The organism is Paenibacillus sp. J5C2022 (assembly GCF_025567625.1).
Lineage (GTDB): Bacteria > Bacillota > Bacilli > Paenibacillales > Paenibacillaceae > Pristimantibacillus.
Genome location: NZ_JAOQJC010000038.1, coordinates 1 through 13905 on the forward strand (window position 1 = coordinate 1; position 13905 = coordinate 13905).

Here is a 13905-nt window from a genome sequence, read left to right on the forward strand (position 1 = left end):
TTCATACACTATTTCGGCTAGAACGCCTCCTTTCGACGCTCCAGTGTAGGATTCATACACTAATCCGGCTCGCATGCCCCTTTTCGGCGCTCCAGTGTAGGATTCATACACTATTTCGGCTCGCACGCCCCTTTTCGGCGCTACAGTGTAGGATTCATACACTAATCCGGCTCGCATGCCCCTTTTCGGCGCTACAGTGTAGGATTCATACACTATTTCGGCTCGCACGCCTCCTTTCGGCGCTCCAGTGTAGGATTCATACACTAATCCGGCTCGCATGCCCCTTTTCGGCGCTACAGTGTAGGATTCATACACTATTTCGGCTAGAACTCCCCTTTTCGGCGCTACAGTGTAGGATTCATACACTAATCCGGCTCGCATGCCCCTTTTCGGCGCTACAGTGTAGGATTCATACACTATTTCGGCCAGAACGCCCCTTTTCGGCGCTCCAGTGTAGGATTCATACACTAATCCGGCTCGCATGCCCCTTTTCGGCGCTCCAGTGTAGGATTCATGCACTATTTCGGCTCGCACGCCCCTTTTCGGCGCTACAGTGTAGGATTCATACACTCATATGGCTCGCACAAGTCTATCCACTTGCCTAGGGTATTCAGCTCGGGCTCCGCTTCGAAGCTTACTGGGGTACTCTGCGGGGACCCCGAAACTTATATTTTCTATGTATGTAAAAAAACGCCCCTTGTCTCATGGAGACATAGGGACGATTGTTCAACCTCGTTATCGCCCGGCCTGCATCAATGGATCATTAAGCAGTCGGGCTCTGTCATCGTAATCAGCTTCTATTCATTTTCTCATATATCATCAGGTACTGCTCATATTGGACTGTAAAGTCGGCTTCCTTCAACTCCTCAATCACTGCGGGACATGCCATGGACAAATTAACGGTCCGGCGGGTACACGCACAATCGCCGGGGCCATACACTTCCTGGAGCATAATGCGGATCAATAGGTCCTTATCCGGGCGCTCGGCTGCCGCTTCACATTGATACAATGCAATTGACGCCAGCTGACCTTTCTCGTTATAGAGACGGCGGTACAGGGCATAACCCGCCGCTTCGCCCGAAGCGTCCAGCACAATCACAACTTCACCGTCTGGGATATTGTTACATATGGACGACCATGCAGCCTTATCCCGGTAAAATGACAACAGACCGGCTTCGATCGCTTTCCCGTGTTTCAACCGAATGCCCTCGGGCAGCTCGCCTTCATGCCACTGATGATGCAGCGGTCCCTCCTTCGTTAAACCTATCAACCGGTCTTGAATGGCAAATCCGCCACGCTCATAAGCGGCAATGGCATGTGAATTGATCGTAACCACCTCCAATATGGCCCGATCAACTTGCTCCGCCCGAATAATGCGCTGTGCCTCCTGCATCATCGCTTTGGCAATCCCTTTTCCCCGATATTCGGGGAAAACACCGGTTCCGCCGTTCCAAGCCAGCTTCAACTCCCCAACCTTCTTGAGAGCGATGAACACAAAGCCGACTGGCCGATTATTCCAATAAGCAACGACAGACAGATCAGGCCGGATGGCATTCGCCGCGAAATGCGCCAGCAGTTGTTCCATCGTGCTTGTCATATCCGTGTAATAACCTTCAAATCCTTTATTTTTCAATTCCAACGCTTGTTCAAATGTGCAGACGTGCAATCGGCCAAAAGTCAGCTCTGCAGCATCCATCATTTCCCCACCTCTCGTTCCGCTTCCGTTGTCGGAACGTTTGTTATGCGATCGGGCACTGTCATTCGCTGCAGCAGCTCCAAACTTTGCTTGACCATTATCTCGCCCGCCTCTTCGACAAGCCTGTTCTTCGACGTTATGCGCGGCTCGTAACCGCCTTGCCGGTAAGCTTCACGGGTACAGAGGTAAGCGTCTACGGACCCGTTGCACAGCTCATTGATGAAAGTCATCCGGAACGGAGACTTATCTTTAATCTCCAGCCCGAATTCGACGAACAGCTCTGCCGGCAAGCCAATGACGGCATAATCGCCTATCCGGACTGCCTGTATTTCGATTTCCACTGCTCCATCCTTCATCTCCGCTGCCTCTAACAGCTCCTTGGCGAAAGCATGTTCAACGTCTTGAGGCGAAACCGTGCGCAGCGTAGTTCGCGCGGCGCTGACTTCACTATCGGTCGGTGCACGATATTCCATTGGGAAAAATGACTGGCGAATTTCAAGTTTCACGCTGTCAGGCGAAGTGCGGATTTTCTCCCTCACCTTCACTACTTCTCCCGCCAGGATGCGGCCCATCTTCTCATAATGCCTGGAGAGACTGGCGTTGTCATCTGAACAACCGCCCTGAACATCGATATGATTAATATTGCCGCTTGCTCCCATCATGAACAAGCTGACCACCTCGGCGCCGAGCACCTTCTTGATTACAGCGGACAGCTCACCTGGATAATCTCCGCTATATTCCGTTCCCCCAACAACGTCCGTATGGCAAGCATAGTTCGTGACCACGCCAATCGGATTGCCAGCCGTATCATCAATTCGCATAACCGACACTTCTGGATCAATTGGACCTGTGGCGCAATGGACTTGCGGATTGCCTATCCCCGGATTGGTCTTCACCGTCCCGTCGTTCATCCGGAAACGGCGATTGAACGCAATATCCTCCTCATGGCCCGAAGCGAATCCAACCTGCGCTTCTCTCCGCGTGCGATAGGCCATAATGGCGGCATCCGCGGCCTTATCCGCCATCCAGTCCAAATACTCGTGGTTGGCTTCAAAGATGGTGTTGGACTTCACTGGCGGCCCGGTATGCGTATGAGTCGCCGAGACCATCACATTGGACGGGGAGATGCCTGTCTCCGCATGGATTCGCTCTCTTATCCGAATGACCACCGAGCGTGTCAGTGTCAGACAATCCAGACTTACGAACGCGACTTGTGTTCCGCCGGACTCCATAACCAATGCCTTCGCATACAAAGGATCTCTTATGCCCGTCGATTGCCGAACATAGAAATAACCGGGAATGGTATTGCCAAGCGGCGGCGTAATGTCCAATTCAACCATTCCGCAACGTATCATCTTCATCACCTGCCCTTTCATCACAATGGGAAAGCTGTCCTGTTCCAATGACCAGGCGTAATAACCTTCTCCGGCACATCGCGGAATAACTCCATCATTTCCGCCCTCATCCGATCCGGTATCGCGGGCCCGCCGATCAACGCCATATTTTCTCGAACCTGTTCCCGGGTTTCGGCGCCAATGATAAGGCTGTTCACGCCGGGCATATCGCGTATGAACGATACGGCCATTTGAGCCAGAGGGATCGTATACCGTTCGGACAATTCCCGCAGCACGGCAAGCGGGCCACGGGCCTCCTGCAGGCCGGCAGGGAGCTCTTCTGCCTTCATATGAATAAGCCCTTGCAGAAATACACTTCGAACGAATACCGTCTTCCCTGCTCTGCTCAACATGTCGAGGCAGCCGTTCCGAAGCGGCCGGTGGTCCAGCATGTTCATCGGAATTTGGATTGCATCATAACTATCGTCCTGTAAGTACTTCCACATCGTCTCGTACTCTTCCTTCGTATTGTGCGAGATTGAAATGCCTGCTTTTTCTACCAGCCCTTCCCGCACCATCGTCCGGAACGAGCCGGATATCGCATCTCCGTAATGCTTCATGACGTCCGTATTATGAAGCATCAGAATCGGCACAACGGATAAACGCAAATGCACAAGGGAGCGTTCAATCTTCTCGCGCATATCCCGCTCAATCATGTCCGGCGTTGCGCCGGGCTCCGGCTGCATAGCAATCTTCGTCATGATCAGCGGACGCTTGCCCTCAAAAAAACGTCCCAACAGCATCTCCGACTGTCCGTAAGCGGAAGCCGTATCGAAAGATACGACGCCCCCTTCCCACGCTTCCCGCAGCAGTTCGAAGCTGCTTTCCTCCGAAGGCACCCCATTCCGGTTGTGAATGCCGTAAGGCATGCCGAGCTGTACCGTGCCGAGTGTAAGCCTGGACGGCACCATTCCCATCTTCTTATTCGCCACTAGATCCGCTCCTCTCCGCCAAGCATTCCCGGTTCTGCTTAACTCTTCGCTTATGCCGATTTCATCCTGTCCGACGTTTTCGTTACTTCGCCGTATACCCGCCATCGACGGGCAAGTTAGCTCCCGTCACGTATGCGGAGGCATCGGAAGCCAGGAAGACGACGCTTCCCATCAGATCTCTATCACCGGCCATTCTGCCCAGCAGCGTTCGCTCACAGTACCGTTCAATGAATCTTTCCGGCGTGCGGTGAGAAGCAAGTCCGCCAGGGCTCAGGCAATTGCAGCGAACGTTGCGGGAACCGTAATAGCTTGCCGCGTAACGGGTGAAATTGAGCATGCCGCCCTTATGGAAGAAATAATCGGGATTGGGGATACGCATCCCCAATCCCTTGTACAGCGAGCTGTCCGCGCCGACCATCCCCTGAATGGAGCCAATATTGATGATCGAGCCGGAGCCCTGCTCCGCCATTATGTCGCCGAACGCGCGCGTAATCGCGAACAATCCGGAGGCGTTAATCCGCATGCTGCGTTCAAACGTCTCCAGCGGGTCATCCCATGTTCCCATCGTACGGGCGACGGCGTTGTTGACGAGAATATCGATCCGGCCGTGCTCGGCCAGTATGCTGTCCCTCAGTTCCAGAATCGACGACTCCCGCTCCTGATCCAGACAATGGGCGCGAACCTTGGCGCCATCTTGGGCGAAGCCTTCCTCTATCTCGGACAGCCTCCCGTTGTCGCGGGAGGTCATATTCGTCACAGCCCCGGCTTGCGCCAGCGCCAATGCGATCTGCCTTCCATACATACCGGCGCCGCCGGTAACAAGTGCGACCTTCCCCTCCAGACAGAACGATTGCATGATATTCATAACGAAGCCTCCCCGCTTCCTATATCCGAATAAATGCTCTTGACTCGGCCGCTGTCCTGCTTGCGCAGCTCGTCGATCAGACATCGGTAGTATTGCGACAAGGCGACTACGTCCGCACCAACGCTAATAAAGCGGTAACCCATCTCGACGAGCGCTTCGGCATTGCCGGCAGAACCGACCGTTCCGGCGAATTTGCCGTGCTTGCCCGCGAGCTTCGCTATCCTGACGCGCGTCTCCAGCAGCAGCGGATGATCCATCTGTCCCGGAGCGCCGATCGACTGGCTGAAATCTCCGGGACCGAAGAAGATCATATCGAGCCCCGGAAGGGCGATAATCGCTTCAAGCTCGTCAAGAGCCTCCGCGTCTTCGATTTGCAAAATGTTGAACCGTTCCGCATTCGCCTGTTCCAAATAATCCTTAAGCCCGATCGTGCAAAAGCCGCCGTCTGCATTGCCGCCATCAACGGCTCTGCGGCCTAACGGATGAAATTTGGTGTGCCGGACAACCGCCTTTGCATCGGCAAGACTCATAATGTGAGGAACCATAATGCCTGCCGCGTCCATTTCAAGCGGCCGTATATAATCGCTATAGCTGCCTCGTGATATCCGGACAATCGTATCGACACCGTAAACCTTTCCTGCAAGGATCTGCTTCTCGACGGCGGACCAGTCGTTCGGAACATGCTCCATATCCGTCCAAATGCAATCGAAGCCGCTCATCGCCGCAATTTCCGCCGCTCTGGCGTCGGCCAAATTCAGCTTCGTGCAGTAGGCGGTCTCACCCGCTTTAAGCTTCTGCAGCACCCGGCTGGGCCGCATCGCATACGTCGATCCCGACATCTCTCTACCTCCCTGTGACAGAGCTCCTTACTCATTCGGGGCAATCTCCGTCAACCATACTTCACGGCCATTTTGTTCGCGGCTAATGATGCCGGCAATGATCATTTTCATCAATTCAATCGTTTCGTCAAAGGAGTACGGCCTTACTCCCGTCCGCACATAATCGACAAAGGCCTGAAGCTGCGCCTTGAACGAATAAAAGGTGTCCTGGAACGGCACAAACGCATGGCCGGCCGTTCCGCATAGCTGCAGCAAACCTGAGCTTCCGAACATATCCGCACTCGCGACGGCAACGATATCGGCTCCGTACGCATGCTTCAAATGGACGATATTCCGTTCGAACGTTCCCGTATTCCGAACAGAGAGGAAGCCTGCTCCAAAAATCGGATACACGCTCTCCAGAGCATGAATGCCGTAGCGCTCCCATGTTTTCGGAGTTGTAATGGAGGCGAAGCGTATCCCGCCCAAGTTGTTGGCGGACAAGCGGTAAGGCGCGAACTCCTTGCTGTAACGCATGCTGCTGGAAGACATAATCGCCTTTCCCTGCTTGACCCATTCAGTGAATGTGATCAAATCCGCCTCATTGTCGGCAAGCGGTTTGTCCACGAAGACGGGGATTCCCGCCTCTACGAAAGAACGGCAGCGCTCGACATGCTCGTGTCCTTTGTCAGTAGCGACGACAACCGCATCGACATGACCGATCACTTCTTCCGGCCGTTCGACGACATTGGGGATAAGCGATGCCCGCGATACGCGCACCGCATCGGCTGGGTCGTCGGTCCAAATATGCGTGACGACCGCCCCTTCAATCCGCAGCGTCTCTTTCGGCTCCTTGTCCAGATAGGCTGGTATTCTGGTGTATGGGCAGAGCATCATCTCCTCGGCGTCGTATCCGTTGCATATGGCGCTCCACGAATACGGATGCCCGTTCCCCTCCACCATGCCGAGCATCGCAAGCCGAATCGCGTCGCGCTTCACGGGCGGACTTCCCGAGGCTACGGATGCTTGCGCAGATATTGCTTCTGTCACGGTACGGTCACTCCGTTTCATTAGATGATGGTGATCCGGCGGACAAGAATCGTTTTGCATGGAACGCCATCGCCGTTCGGATACTGGAAATCCGAATAGACGATCAGAATCGAATGGTCATCAATCGCGAGCAGCCCGCAATAGGAGCACGTGTCCTTCTGATACTCCCCCGGAGGTACAATGACCAGCTTCCGGTCGGCCCGCAAGCCTTCGGGATCGTTCGAGACGTTCAGATACAAGCCCAATCTGCCGTAAGCCGCCAGCGTATAACCGCTCTTCAAGACAATCAGAGTCGGCCACACGCCAAAGGACTCATATAATGCCGGCCTGCTCCACGTTTGACCGTTGTCTGCCGATCGCGTACTGTAAAGCGGTCCGAGGCCCAGCCCATCCGTCGTCCTTAGCAGGCCTATGATGGAACCGTCCGGCATGAAAGCGATGTCCGGCTCGGAAAAGCCTTCGCGGTCGTCCTGCTTCGGATCAACCGCCGAATTACCCCGATAAGGAATTGTCGATTGAACATGCCAGTTGTGCCCATCGTCGTCCGATTGGAAGAAGACAGGCGTCATCCGCATTATGCCCGATCTCTCATCGGGCATATAGGGGTAAGCCAGTCCCCAGAGGGAGCCGTCCGGAGCGGCTTTCAACCGGCAGAACGAAGGATAGGGAAGCACACCTTCAGCGGTAAACCGGGTTTCCTCGGGAAAATGAACCTTCGTTCGTTCAACCTTCCATTGGCTCTCGCCTTTCCTCTTCCGCCTTAAAAACCGGCCGCTGTAAAGATCCGGAATATCCGAAGCGCGGTAAATGGTGCGCAGGTTGCCGTAACTGTCTACAATGCCAAGCGGCTTCGGCAGCTGCATATCCCGTTCAGCCAGCTTCTCCGGCACTTTCGCATGCGGCTTCAGCCTGTCCCCGCCGGCAAGCAGAAGTCCTCCTTCCAGATCGTCCGGCCGTTCCGGAACGCTCCACGTAAGCCCGTTATCGTCGGACACGGCATGTCCCACGGGCTTTCCATAGGATACGATGCTATCCTTATGGATGCTGAACTCCACATGCAGTCTGCCGTCCGCCAGCCTCTCGATGGAAGGAAATTGCCAATGTCCCCATTGTTTCACTTCCGGTGAAGCTTGAGCGACGACGATTGGCTTAGACATTCGGACATCAAATTGTTGATTTTGCTTGGTCATGGTTAAGCTCCTTCTGCATAATCCGCCGCTTACTTTTTCGTGACGAACTCGTCTTGCATAATCTGCTCGGCCTTATCGCCGCCGGCCTTGCTCCAGGCCTTGCGAATGTCCTCCATCGCCATATCCGAAGTATATTTGTCTCCGGATACGACCGCTTTCAACCGTATTTTATCGAGCTCGTTGCCGAAGTCAGCCTTTATTTTCGCCAGCTCCGGATTGATGGATGGGATCGGGAAGTCGGAACGGAACGGCTCCGCCGTAAAAATGTCATACGCTTGAACCAGCAATTCATTGCGCTCCTGTGTAAGCGGGTCCGGATTTTTCGGAGTCGCCAGCGATTCCACAGTGGGCTGATAGTTGTTCGTCAAAATGTAATTGCCCGCATATTTCAGCTCTTTGCTGTTTTTCTCCGCATCGATCGGCACCTTCTGCCCGTTCTCGATTTTGTAATGCACGCCCTCAATACCGTATTTGAGCGTTTCCCAGCCTGAATCCAGCATCCAGTCCAGAAATTCAACAGCGGCCTTCGGATTTTTCATCGTCTTGTTGAACATGAACATCTTGTCGCCGATGCCTTCCGGGGTGCGGGCGTAGCCGTTTTTGCCGAATTCCGTCGATACTGCGGGAACCGGAACGATATGCGCCGCAGGCACGTTCTGCTTCACTTCGTTATATTTGACCGAATTCCACGCTCCGTACCACATGCCGGCTTTTCCGCTCGACCAGAGCTGCAAGGAACGCTCGAAGGTTTTGTCCGTCGGGAACTCCTTATCGATCATCCCCTGCTCATACATCGTTTTGAACGTATCCAGAAAGTTTTTGTACCGGTCCAGCGTCGGTCCGTATTTCGCCTTCCCGTCCTCCGAATACCAGTAGCCCGAATTCGCCTGGAACAAATTCTCGAACATGCCGAAGTTGCGGCTGTCAAACGAAAAAGCGACCGTATCCTTCTTTCCGTTGCCGTCCGGATCGCGTTCAACGAAGGCTTTGGCAACCTCCAGCAGCTCCTCCACCGTCTCCGGCATGCTTAATTGCAATTGATCCAGCCAATCCTTGCGGATATACAATCCGGTATCAAGCGAGCTAAGCCGCGTTCGGTTGCTGGTTGCCGCATACATGCTGCCGTCATCGAAGGTGACGTAAGATTTCAACGCCGGATTGCTCTCCAAAAATGCCTTATAGCTCGTGCTATATTTCTCGATATATTCGTCCAGCGGCTGAATGGCGCCCTGCGTGATCAGCTCTGCCGGATAATTGCGTCCCCATTCCCAGATGATGTCCGGCGCGTCGCCTGCCGCCAGCAAGGAATTGAGCTTTTGCGTCCGAGCCCCGTTTCCCGTAAGCGGGATCGACACCCACTTCACTTTGACCGGCGAGTTTTCATTGATCCACTTGGTCCAGCGATTCTCGATGAACGTGCCTTCCTCGCTTGGCACCTGTCCGCTCTCATATACCTGGATCGTCAGCTCCTTGGGAAGCTTGTCGTACGGATCGGCCGTCGTTGCGGCCACTTGCTCCTTCTGCTTCGTCTCATTGTCCCCGCAGCCTGCTGCTGCCATCGCTACCAATGTCATGGCGATTGTCAGCGCGAACCATTTTTTTCTCATATCCGATGACGCCCCTTTGCTCAATGGTATTGTTTGTCCCGTGCCTGTTCGTTCAGCCCTTTATCGAGCCGATCAGTACGCCTTTCACGAAGTGCTTCTGCAGAAACGGATAGACGAGCAGAATCGGCATCGTCGATACGACGATCGCCGCCGCCTTGACCGCTTCCGGCGTTAAAATTTCCACATCGAGTACTTTCATCCCCGTTGAATCCTGCAGCAGCTCGTTCAAATTAAGCAGCATCGAATACAGCTTGACCATCAGCGTCGCTTTGGCCGGATCGTTAATGTAGAGAAGCACGCCAAAGTAAGAATTCCACCAGCCGACCGCATAGAATAGCGAGATCGCGGCCAGCATCGGCTTCGCCAGCGGCAATATAATCCGGAGCAGAATAACGGGATCGCTGGCGCCGTCAATCGCGGCCGATTCCTCCAGTTCCTGAGGCAGCGATTCGAAATAAGTCTTCATAACGAGCAGATTATAGGTGCTGATCATGCCGGGAAGCCATAGCGCCCAGTAGTCCCCCATCAATCCCAGGTATTTGACCAGCAGGAAGCTTGGAATAAGTCCGGCGGAGAACAGCATCGTAAATACGATTGCCATGAGCACCTGGGAGCGGAAGAGCAGACGCTTCTTCGATAACGGATATGCCGCAAGCGAAGTCGCCACAATGTTCAACACCGTCCCGACCAGCGTCAGAATAACGGAATTCTGAAAAGCGGCAAACATGCTCCCTTCGCGGAATATTTGCACATAGCTGCGCACATTGAATTCAACCGGCCATAGCAGCACTTCTCCGGATACGATCGCCCTTGAGCTGCTTAACGAGCTTGCGGCAATATTGATCAGCGGAAACAGCATGGTGACGGCGATCGCGGCGAGAAAAACGTACAGCATGCCGTAGGCAAGCTTGACCGGCAACGGCTCCTTCCATCTTTTCATCGTGGTATTCACCATATCCCCTGCTCTCCAAGCGCTTTCACGATTTTGTTCACCGTCATAACCAGAATGAATCCGACAAGCGACTGAAACAGCCCCAGCGCGGTAGTATAACTGTAATTCATCGACAGAATCCCCTGTTTGTACACGTAGGTGCTGATTACCTCCGCCACATCCAGCACGAGATCGTTCTGCATGGCGTACACATGCTCGAAGCCGATGCTGAGGAAATGGCCGACGTTCAGGATCAGCAGAAGCGCGATGATGCTGCGGATGCCCGGAAGCGTAATATGCCATATCTGGCGCAGCTTCCTCGCTCCGTCTATACGGGCCGCTTCATACAACTGCGGATCAATATTGGACATGGCCGCCAAGTACAGGATTGTCCCCCAGCCAGCCCCCTGCCAAATACCAGACAACACATAAACGATGGGCCACCAAAACGGGCTTATCATAAAATAAGTCGGCTCTATGCCAAAAACCCGATTCAGCAAAAAATTGACGATTCCCGTACTCGGCGATAACACGGCTATAACCATCCCGCTCAGTATGACCCATGAAATAAAATGAGGGATGTACAGGATGCTTTGAATCGTCCTTTTGTACAGGTTGTGCCGCACCTCATTAAGCAGCAAGGCAAGCGCGATCGGCGCCGGGAACCCGAAGACGAGCCCGTACAGATTGAGCAGCAGCGTGTTTTTCAGCACCAGATAAAATTCACTGCTTGCGAACAGCTCCTTATAGTACTTCAAGCCGACCCATTCGCTGCCCAAGAAGCCTTTGTTGATTTTGTAATCCTTGAAGGCGATAATCTCCCCCGATAACGGAAGGTACTTAAAAATCAGATAATAGGCGATAACCGGCAGCAGGAACAAATACAAATACCGGTCACGTCGGATGTGCTTCCATGCCCTGCTCAATTCCGATCACCCTTTCTTTGCTCATCGTCGTCCGCCTCCCCTCTTTCCTCGATTTCAATTGCAATCGTAAGCGAACTGCCCGCTCTCCGGCTATCCGCATTTATTTGCATCATCGTCGTTTGTTCATATCGAGCGGCCTGCATTTTTTCATGCGCCGTTTTTATCCTTTTCAATGACCTGATTCCGATATTCCCCGGGCGTCACGCCTTTATGTTTCTTGAATATGCGGATAAAGCTGTACGCATTGTTGTAACCGACCGCCTCCGCAATTTCCTGGATGCTGAGGCGGCTTTCGCGCAGCAGCGACTCCGCTTTGCCCATGCGCAGCTGGAATAAATAATTGACGAAATTGCTGCCTGCATGCTCCTTGAACAGTTTGCTTAAATAAGGCACGCTGATGCGGAACTCGTCCGCCAGCAAGTTCAATGAAAGCTCGCTTTCCTGAAAGTGGTTGTCGACGTATTGCCGGATAACTTCGATCAAATCGTTTTTCGTCCTTGCCGTTTTTTTGTCCGCCAGTTGTTCGCTTAGCGCCATGAGCAACCGCAGCAGGCAGCCCTCCAGTTCAACCGCATCCTTGCACAGCATAAGCTGCTGAATCGGCTGATCGCCTGGACGGAAAATGCTCTTCGCCTCGATGCCCGCCGCGGCTGCCGCTTCCGCCGCTTTCATCAGTATGTGCAGGCAGCTTTGCTTCAGCATATCGGGAGAGCAATTCCGAAGAATATTGCTGCGGAAAGCGGCATGCAGCGTCTCGCGCAACTGCTCCATATCGCCTTTTTTCACGGCATCCATAACCTTCTCAGCGCCTGTCGCGAACAGGAGCGCTTCGTCGCCCTCCGCTTCCCGAACATCTTCATACGAGATAACGGTGCCGCTCCCCATAATCATTCTGTAGCTCAGCGCCTCAAGCGACTCGAGATACGATCTGTGAACGCCGTCCAGCCGCGAATACGGCTTCCCGACACCGATCGTCACTGTCTGATTGACATACTGAGGCACCTGATCCTTGATCAGCTCCGCTACAGCGTAAGCCGTAATCGCATTATCCCGTTCATCGTCAGCCTCAAAGCTCAAAATGCAGGTGCAGCTGTCCGGCGACAGCTGAATGGAAACGCCTTTGCATTCCGCATTGATCAATTCCTCCGCCATGTTGCCGATGCCGTAAAGATACAGCAGTTTATCCTTCGGATTCACAGAGAGGTCCGAAGGCTCCATTTCGATCGTCATTACGATAAAATTTCGCGGGTACAAGTTGATGTCCAGCATTTTGAAATACGACTTCTCCTGCTCGTAATCGTAACGGTGTGACATGACGATCTCCATCAAATACCGCCATCTGACAGCCTGCTTGCTGTCCCTGAGCTGTTCCTGCAGCTGCTGATGGTCGTCGAGCACCTGATGAAACGCCTGCTCCAGATTGCCAAGGCTGAAGTCCGGACGGCGTCCCGATGCGGGCGGCTGCAGCTTGAGCCGACTTCTGAACGTTTGCATGAAGCTGTCGACTGGCCTTAACGTCCATCGCCCCAGCATGGGAATAACGACTAGAGAGACGATGCCCATCACAACAGCGATAGCGGCCAAAATATTGCGCAATGTCACGAACGGCCCGTTCAGACTGTCTACCGGAATCGTTCTGACGATCGTCCAGCCCGTCTGCTCCGAGCGCAAATAAAACACAAAGCTATTGGAACCGTTTACATTTTGCTTCATAGCGCCCTCGTCTGGTCCGCTTACAATATCCGCAACATAAGGGTCTTGAAGCTTTTGATTCAGCAGCTTTTTGTCACCGTGTATGACGACCTTGCCTTCCGCATTCAGAACATATAAGGTCCCTGATTGCAGCTGACGGTTATCTGTCATGCTCTCGTAAAGCAAGTTTTCGTCGATGTTGGCGACAACGGCTCCCGTACGGGTTCCTGGCACGCTAAGAATCGGATAAGTGCGGACGAGCGTAATCATATCCTTGAAATTGCGGGACTGGTCGTTATTTTCACTGAACTCGACTCTCCTCGCAGGAAGCAGAACGGAATACTCTTCCCGTTCGCGAAATTCGTCCAGCCATCCCATGTCGAAGAAAGCCTCCTCCTTATAAATGGTATTATCCGTCATCATTTTACGCTCGGAAAGCGAGTATAAGTAAACGGAGTAAATATTCGGGTTGGCGAAGGTCATCGATTTCATGGCGTTGCTGAGCGCATCGAATTCACTGTACCTTTGCTCCTCGCTTTCGTACTGATCTTCGACGAAGTTTTTGACGGCGGGCAGCTCGGCCAACTCCAGCGTCGATTGACTGACGTCCTTCAGCGATTGCTCCAGCTTGTGGGACATTTGCTCCAGAAGCGACAGGTTGGACACTTTGAGCGATTGCTCCAGCTGACGAATCGAGTTCCAATAGGAAAGTGCGGCAATTGTTGCGATAATCGTGAGGAAAAAGACGATATAAACGACGACAACCTTCTTGTAGCTGCGATAAGCAAATGGCGGCATAACGAC

Annotated in this window: 12 protein-coding genes; all 12 read right to left on the reverse strand. The window is 53.4% G+C overall.

Annotated features, from left to right (window positions below):
• Window positions 1-790 precede the first annotated feature (790 nt).
• The 12 genes from M6D81_RS24230 to M6D81_RS24285 all read right to left on the reverse strand — a co-directional run bounded on the left by M6D81_RS24230 (window position 791) and on the right by M6D81_RS24285 (window position 13899).
• Window positions 791-1699, reverse strand: a complete 909-nt coding sequence (locus tag M6D81_RS24230; RefSeq protein WP_262679749.1) for a GNAT family N-acetyltransferase — start codon at window positions 1697-1699, stop codon at window positions 791-793.
• Complete coding sequence (locus M6D81_RS24235) at window positions 1696-3051, reverse strand: neutral/alkaline non-lysosomal ceramidase N-terminal domain-containing protein (protein WP_262679750.1); 1356 nt, start codon at window positions 3049-3051, stop codon at window positions 1696-1698. Before M6D81_RS24235 ends, M6D81_RS24230 begins: the two co-directional genes overlap by 4 nt.
• 20 nt (window positions 3052-3071) lie before the next feature.
• Window positions 3072-4022: an aldo/keto reductase gene (locus tag M6D81_RS24240; RefSeq protein WP_262679751.1), complete on the reverse strand. Its 951-nt coding sequence runs from the start codon at window positions 4020-4022 to the stop codon at window positions 3072-3074.
• Between the two features lie 82 nt (window positions 4023-4104).
• Window positions 4105-4887, reverse strand: a complete 783-nt coding sequence (locus M6D81_RS24245) for an SDR family NAD(P)-dependent oxidoreductase (protein ID WP_262679752.1) — start codon at window positions 4885-4887, stop codon at window positions 4105-4107.
• Complete coding sequence (locus tag M6D81_RS24250) at window positions 4884-5726, reverse strand: HpcH/HpaI aldolase family protein (RefSeq protein WP_262679753.1); 843 nt, start codon at window positions 5724-5726, stop codon at window positions 4884-4886. The genes M6D81_RS24245 and M6D81_RS24250 overlap by 4 nt, the downstream gene beginning before the upstream one ends.
• Window positions 5727-5753: 27 nt before the next feature.
• Window positions 5754-6755 carry a Gfo/Idh/MocA family oxidoreductase gene (locus tag M6D81_RS24255; RefSeq protein ID WP_262679754.1) on the reverse strand — a complete coding sequence of 334 codons (1002 nt, stop codon included), beginning with the start codon at window positions 6753-6755 and terminating at the stop codon, window positions 5754-5756.
• A gap of 20 nt (window positions 6756-6775) precedes the next feature.
• Window positions 6776-7945 carry a sialidase family protein gene (locus M6D81_RS24260; RefSeq protein ID WP_262679755.1) on the reverse strand — a complete coding sequence of 390 codons (1170 nt, stop codon included), beginning with the start codon at window positions 7943-7945 and terminating at the stop codon, window positions 6776-6778.
• A 29-nt stretch (window positions 7946-7974) separates the two neighbouring features.
• The gene (locus tag M6D81_RS24265; RefSeq protein ID WP_262679756.1) at window positions 7975-9552 is read right to left on the reverse strand and encodes an extracellular solute-binding protein; all 1578 of its coding nucleotides are present in this window, start codon (window positions 9550-9552) and stop codon (window positions 7975-7977) included.
• A gap of 52 nt (window positions 9553-9604) precedes the next feature.
• Entirely contained in the window at window positions 9605-10492 is an 888-nt protein-coding gene (locus M6D81_RS24270) for a carbohydrate ABC transporter permease (RefSeq protein WP_262679757.1), read from the reverse strand.
• Between the two features lie 8 nt (window positions 10493-10500).
• Entirely contained in the window at window positions 10501-11409 is a 909-nt protein-coding gene (locus tag M6D81_RS24275; RefSeq protein WP_262679758.1) for an ABC transporter permease, read from the reverse strand.
• Complete coding sequence (locus tag M6D81_RS24280) at window positions 11406-11582, reverse strand: hypothetical protein (protein WP_262679807.1); 177 nt, start codon at window positions 11580-11582, stop codon at window positions 11406-11408. Before M6D81_RS24280 ends, M6D81_RS24275 begins: the two co-directional genes overlap by 4 nt.
• Window positions 11557-13899 (reverse strand): helix-turn-helix domain-containing protein, encoded by a 2343-nt coding sequence (locus M6D81_RS24285; RefSeq protein ID WP_262679759.1) that lies wholly within the window; start codon window positions 13897-13899, stop codon window positions 11557-11559. The genes M6D81_RS24280 and M6D81_RS24285 overlap by 26 nt, the downstream gene beginning before the upstream one ends.
• Window positions 13900-13905 lie beyond the last annotated feature (6 nt).

Bases quoted from the DNA above. Each gene is read 5' to 3' on its own strand.
- M6D81_RS24235 (WP_262679750.1), bottom strand. From the start codon at position 3,051: ATGATACGTTGCGGAATGGTTGAATTGGACATTACGCCGCCGCTTGGC.
- M6D81_RS24265 (WP_262679756.1), bottom strand. From the start codon at position 9,552: ATGAGAAAAAAATGGTTCGCGCTGACAATCGCCATGACATTGGTAGCG.
- M6D81_RS24260 (WP_262679755.1), bottom strand. From the start codon at position 7,945: ATGACCAAGCAAAATCAACAATTTGATGTCCGAATGTCTAAGCCAATC.
- M6D81_RS24250 (WP_262679753.1), bottom strand. From the start codon at position 5,726: ATGTCGGGATCGACGTATGCGATGCGGCCCAGCCGGGTGCTGCAGAAG.
- M6D81_RS24270 (WP_262679757.1), bottom strand. From the start codon at position 10,492: ATGAAAAGATGGAAGGAGCCGTTGCCGGTCAAGCTTGCCTACGGCATG.
- M6D81_RS24230 (WP_262679749.1), bottom strand. From the start codon at position 1,699: ATGATGGATGCTGCAGAGCTGACTTTTGGCCGATTGCACGTCTGCACA.
- M6D81_RS24245 (WP_262679752.1), bottom strand. From the start codon at position 4,887: ATGAATATCATGCAATCGTTCTGTCTGGAGGGGAAGGTCGCACTTGTT.
- M6D81_RS24285 (WP_262679759.1), bottom strand. From the start codon at position 13,899: ATGCCGCCATTTGCTTATCGCAGCTACAAGAAGGTTGTCGTCGTTTAT.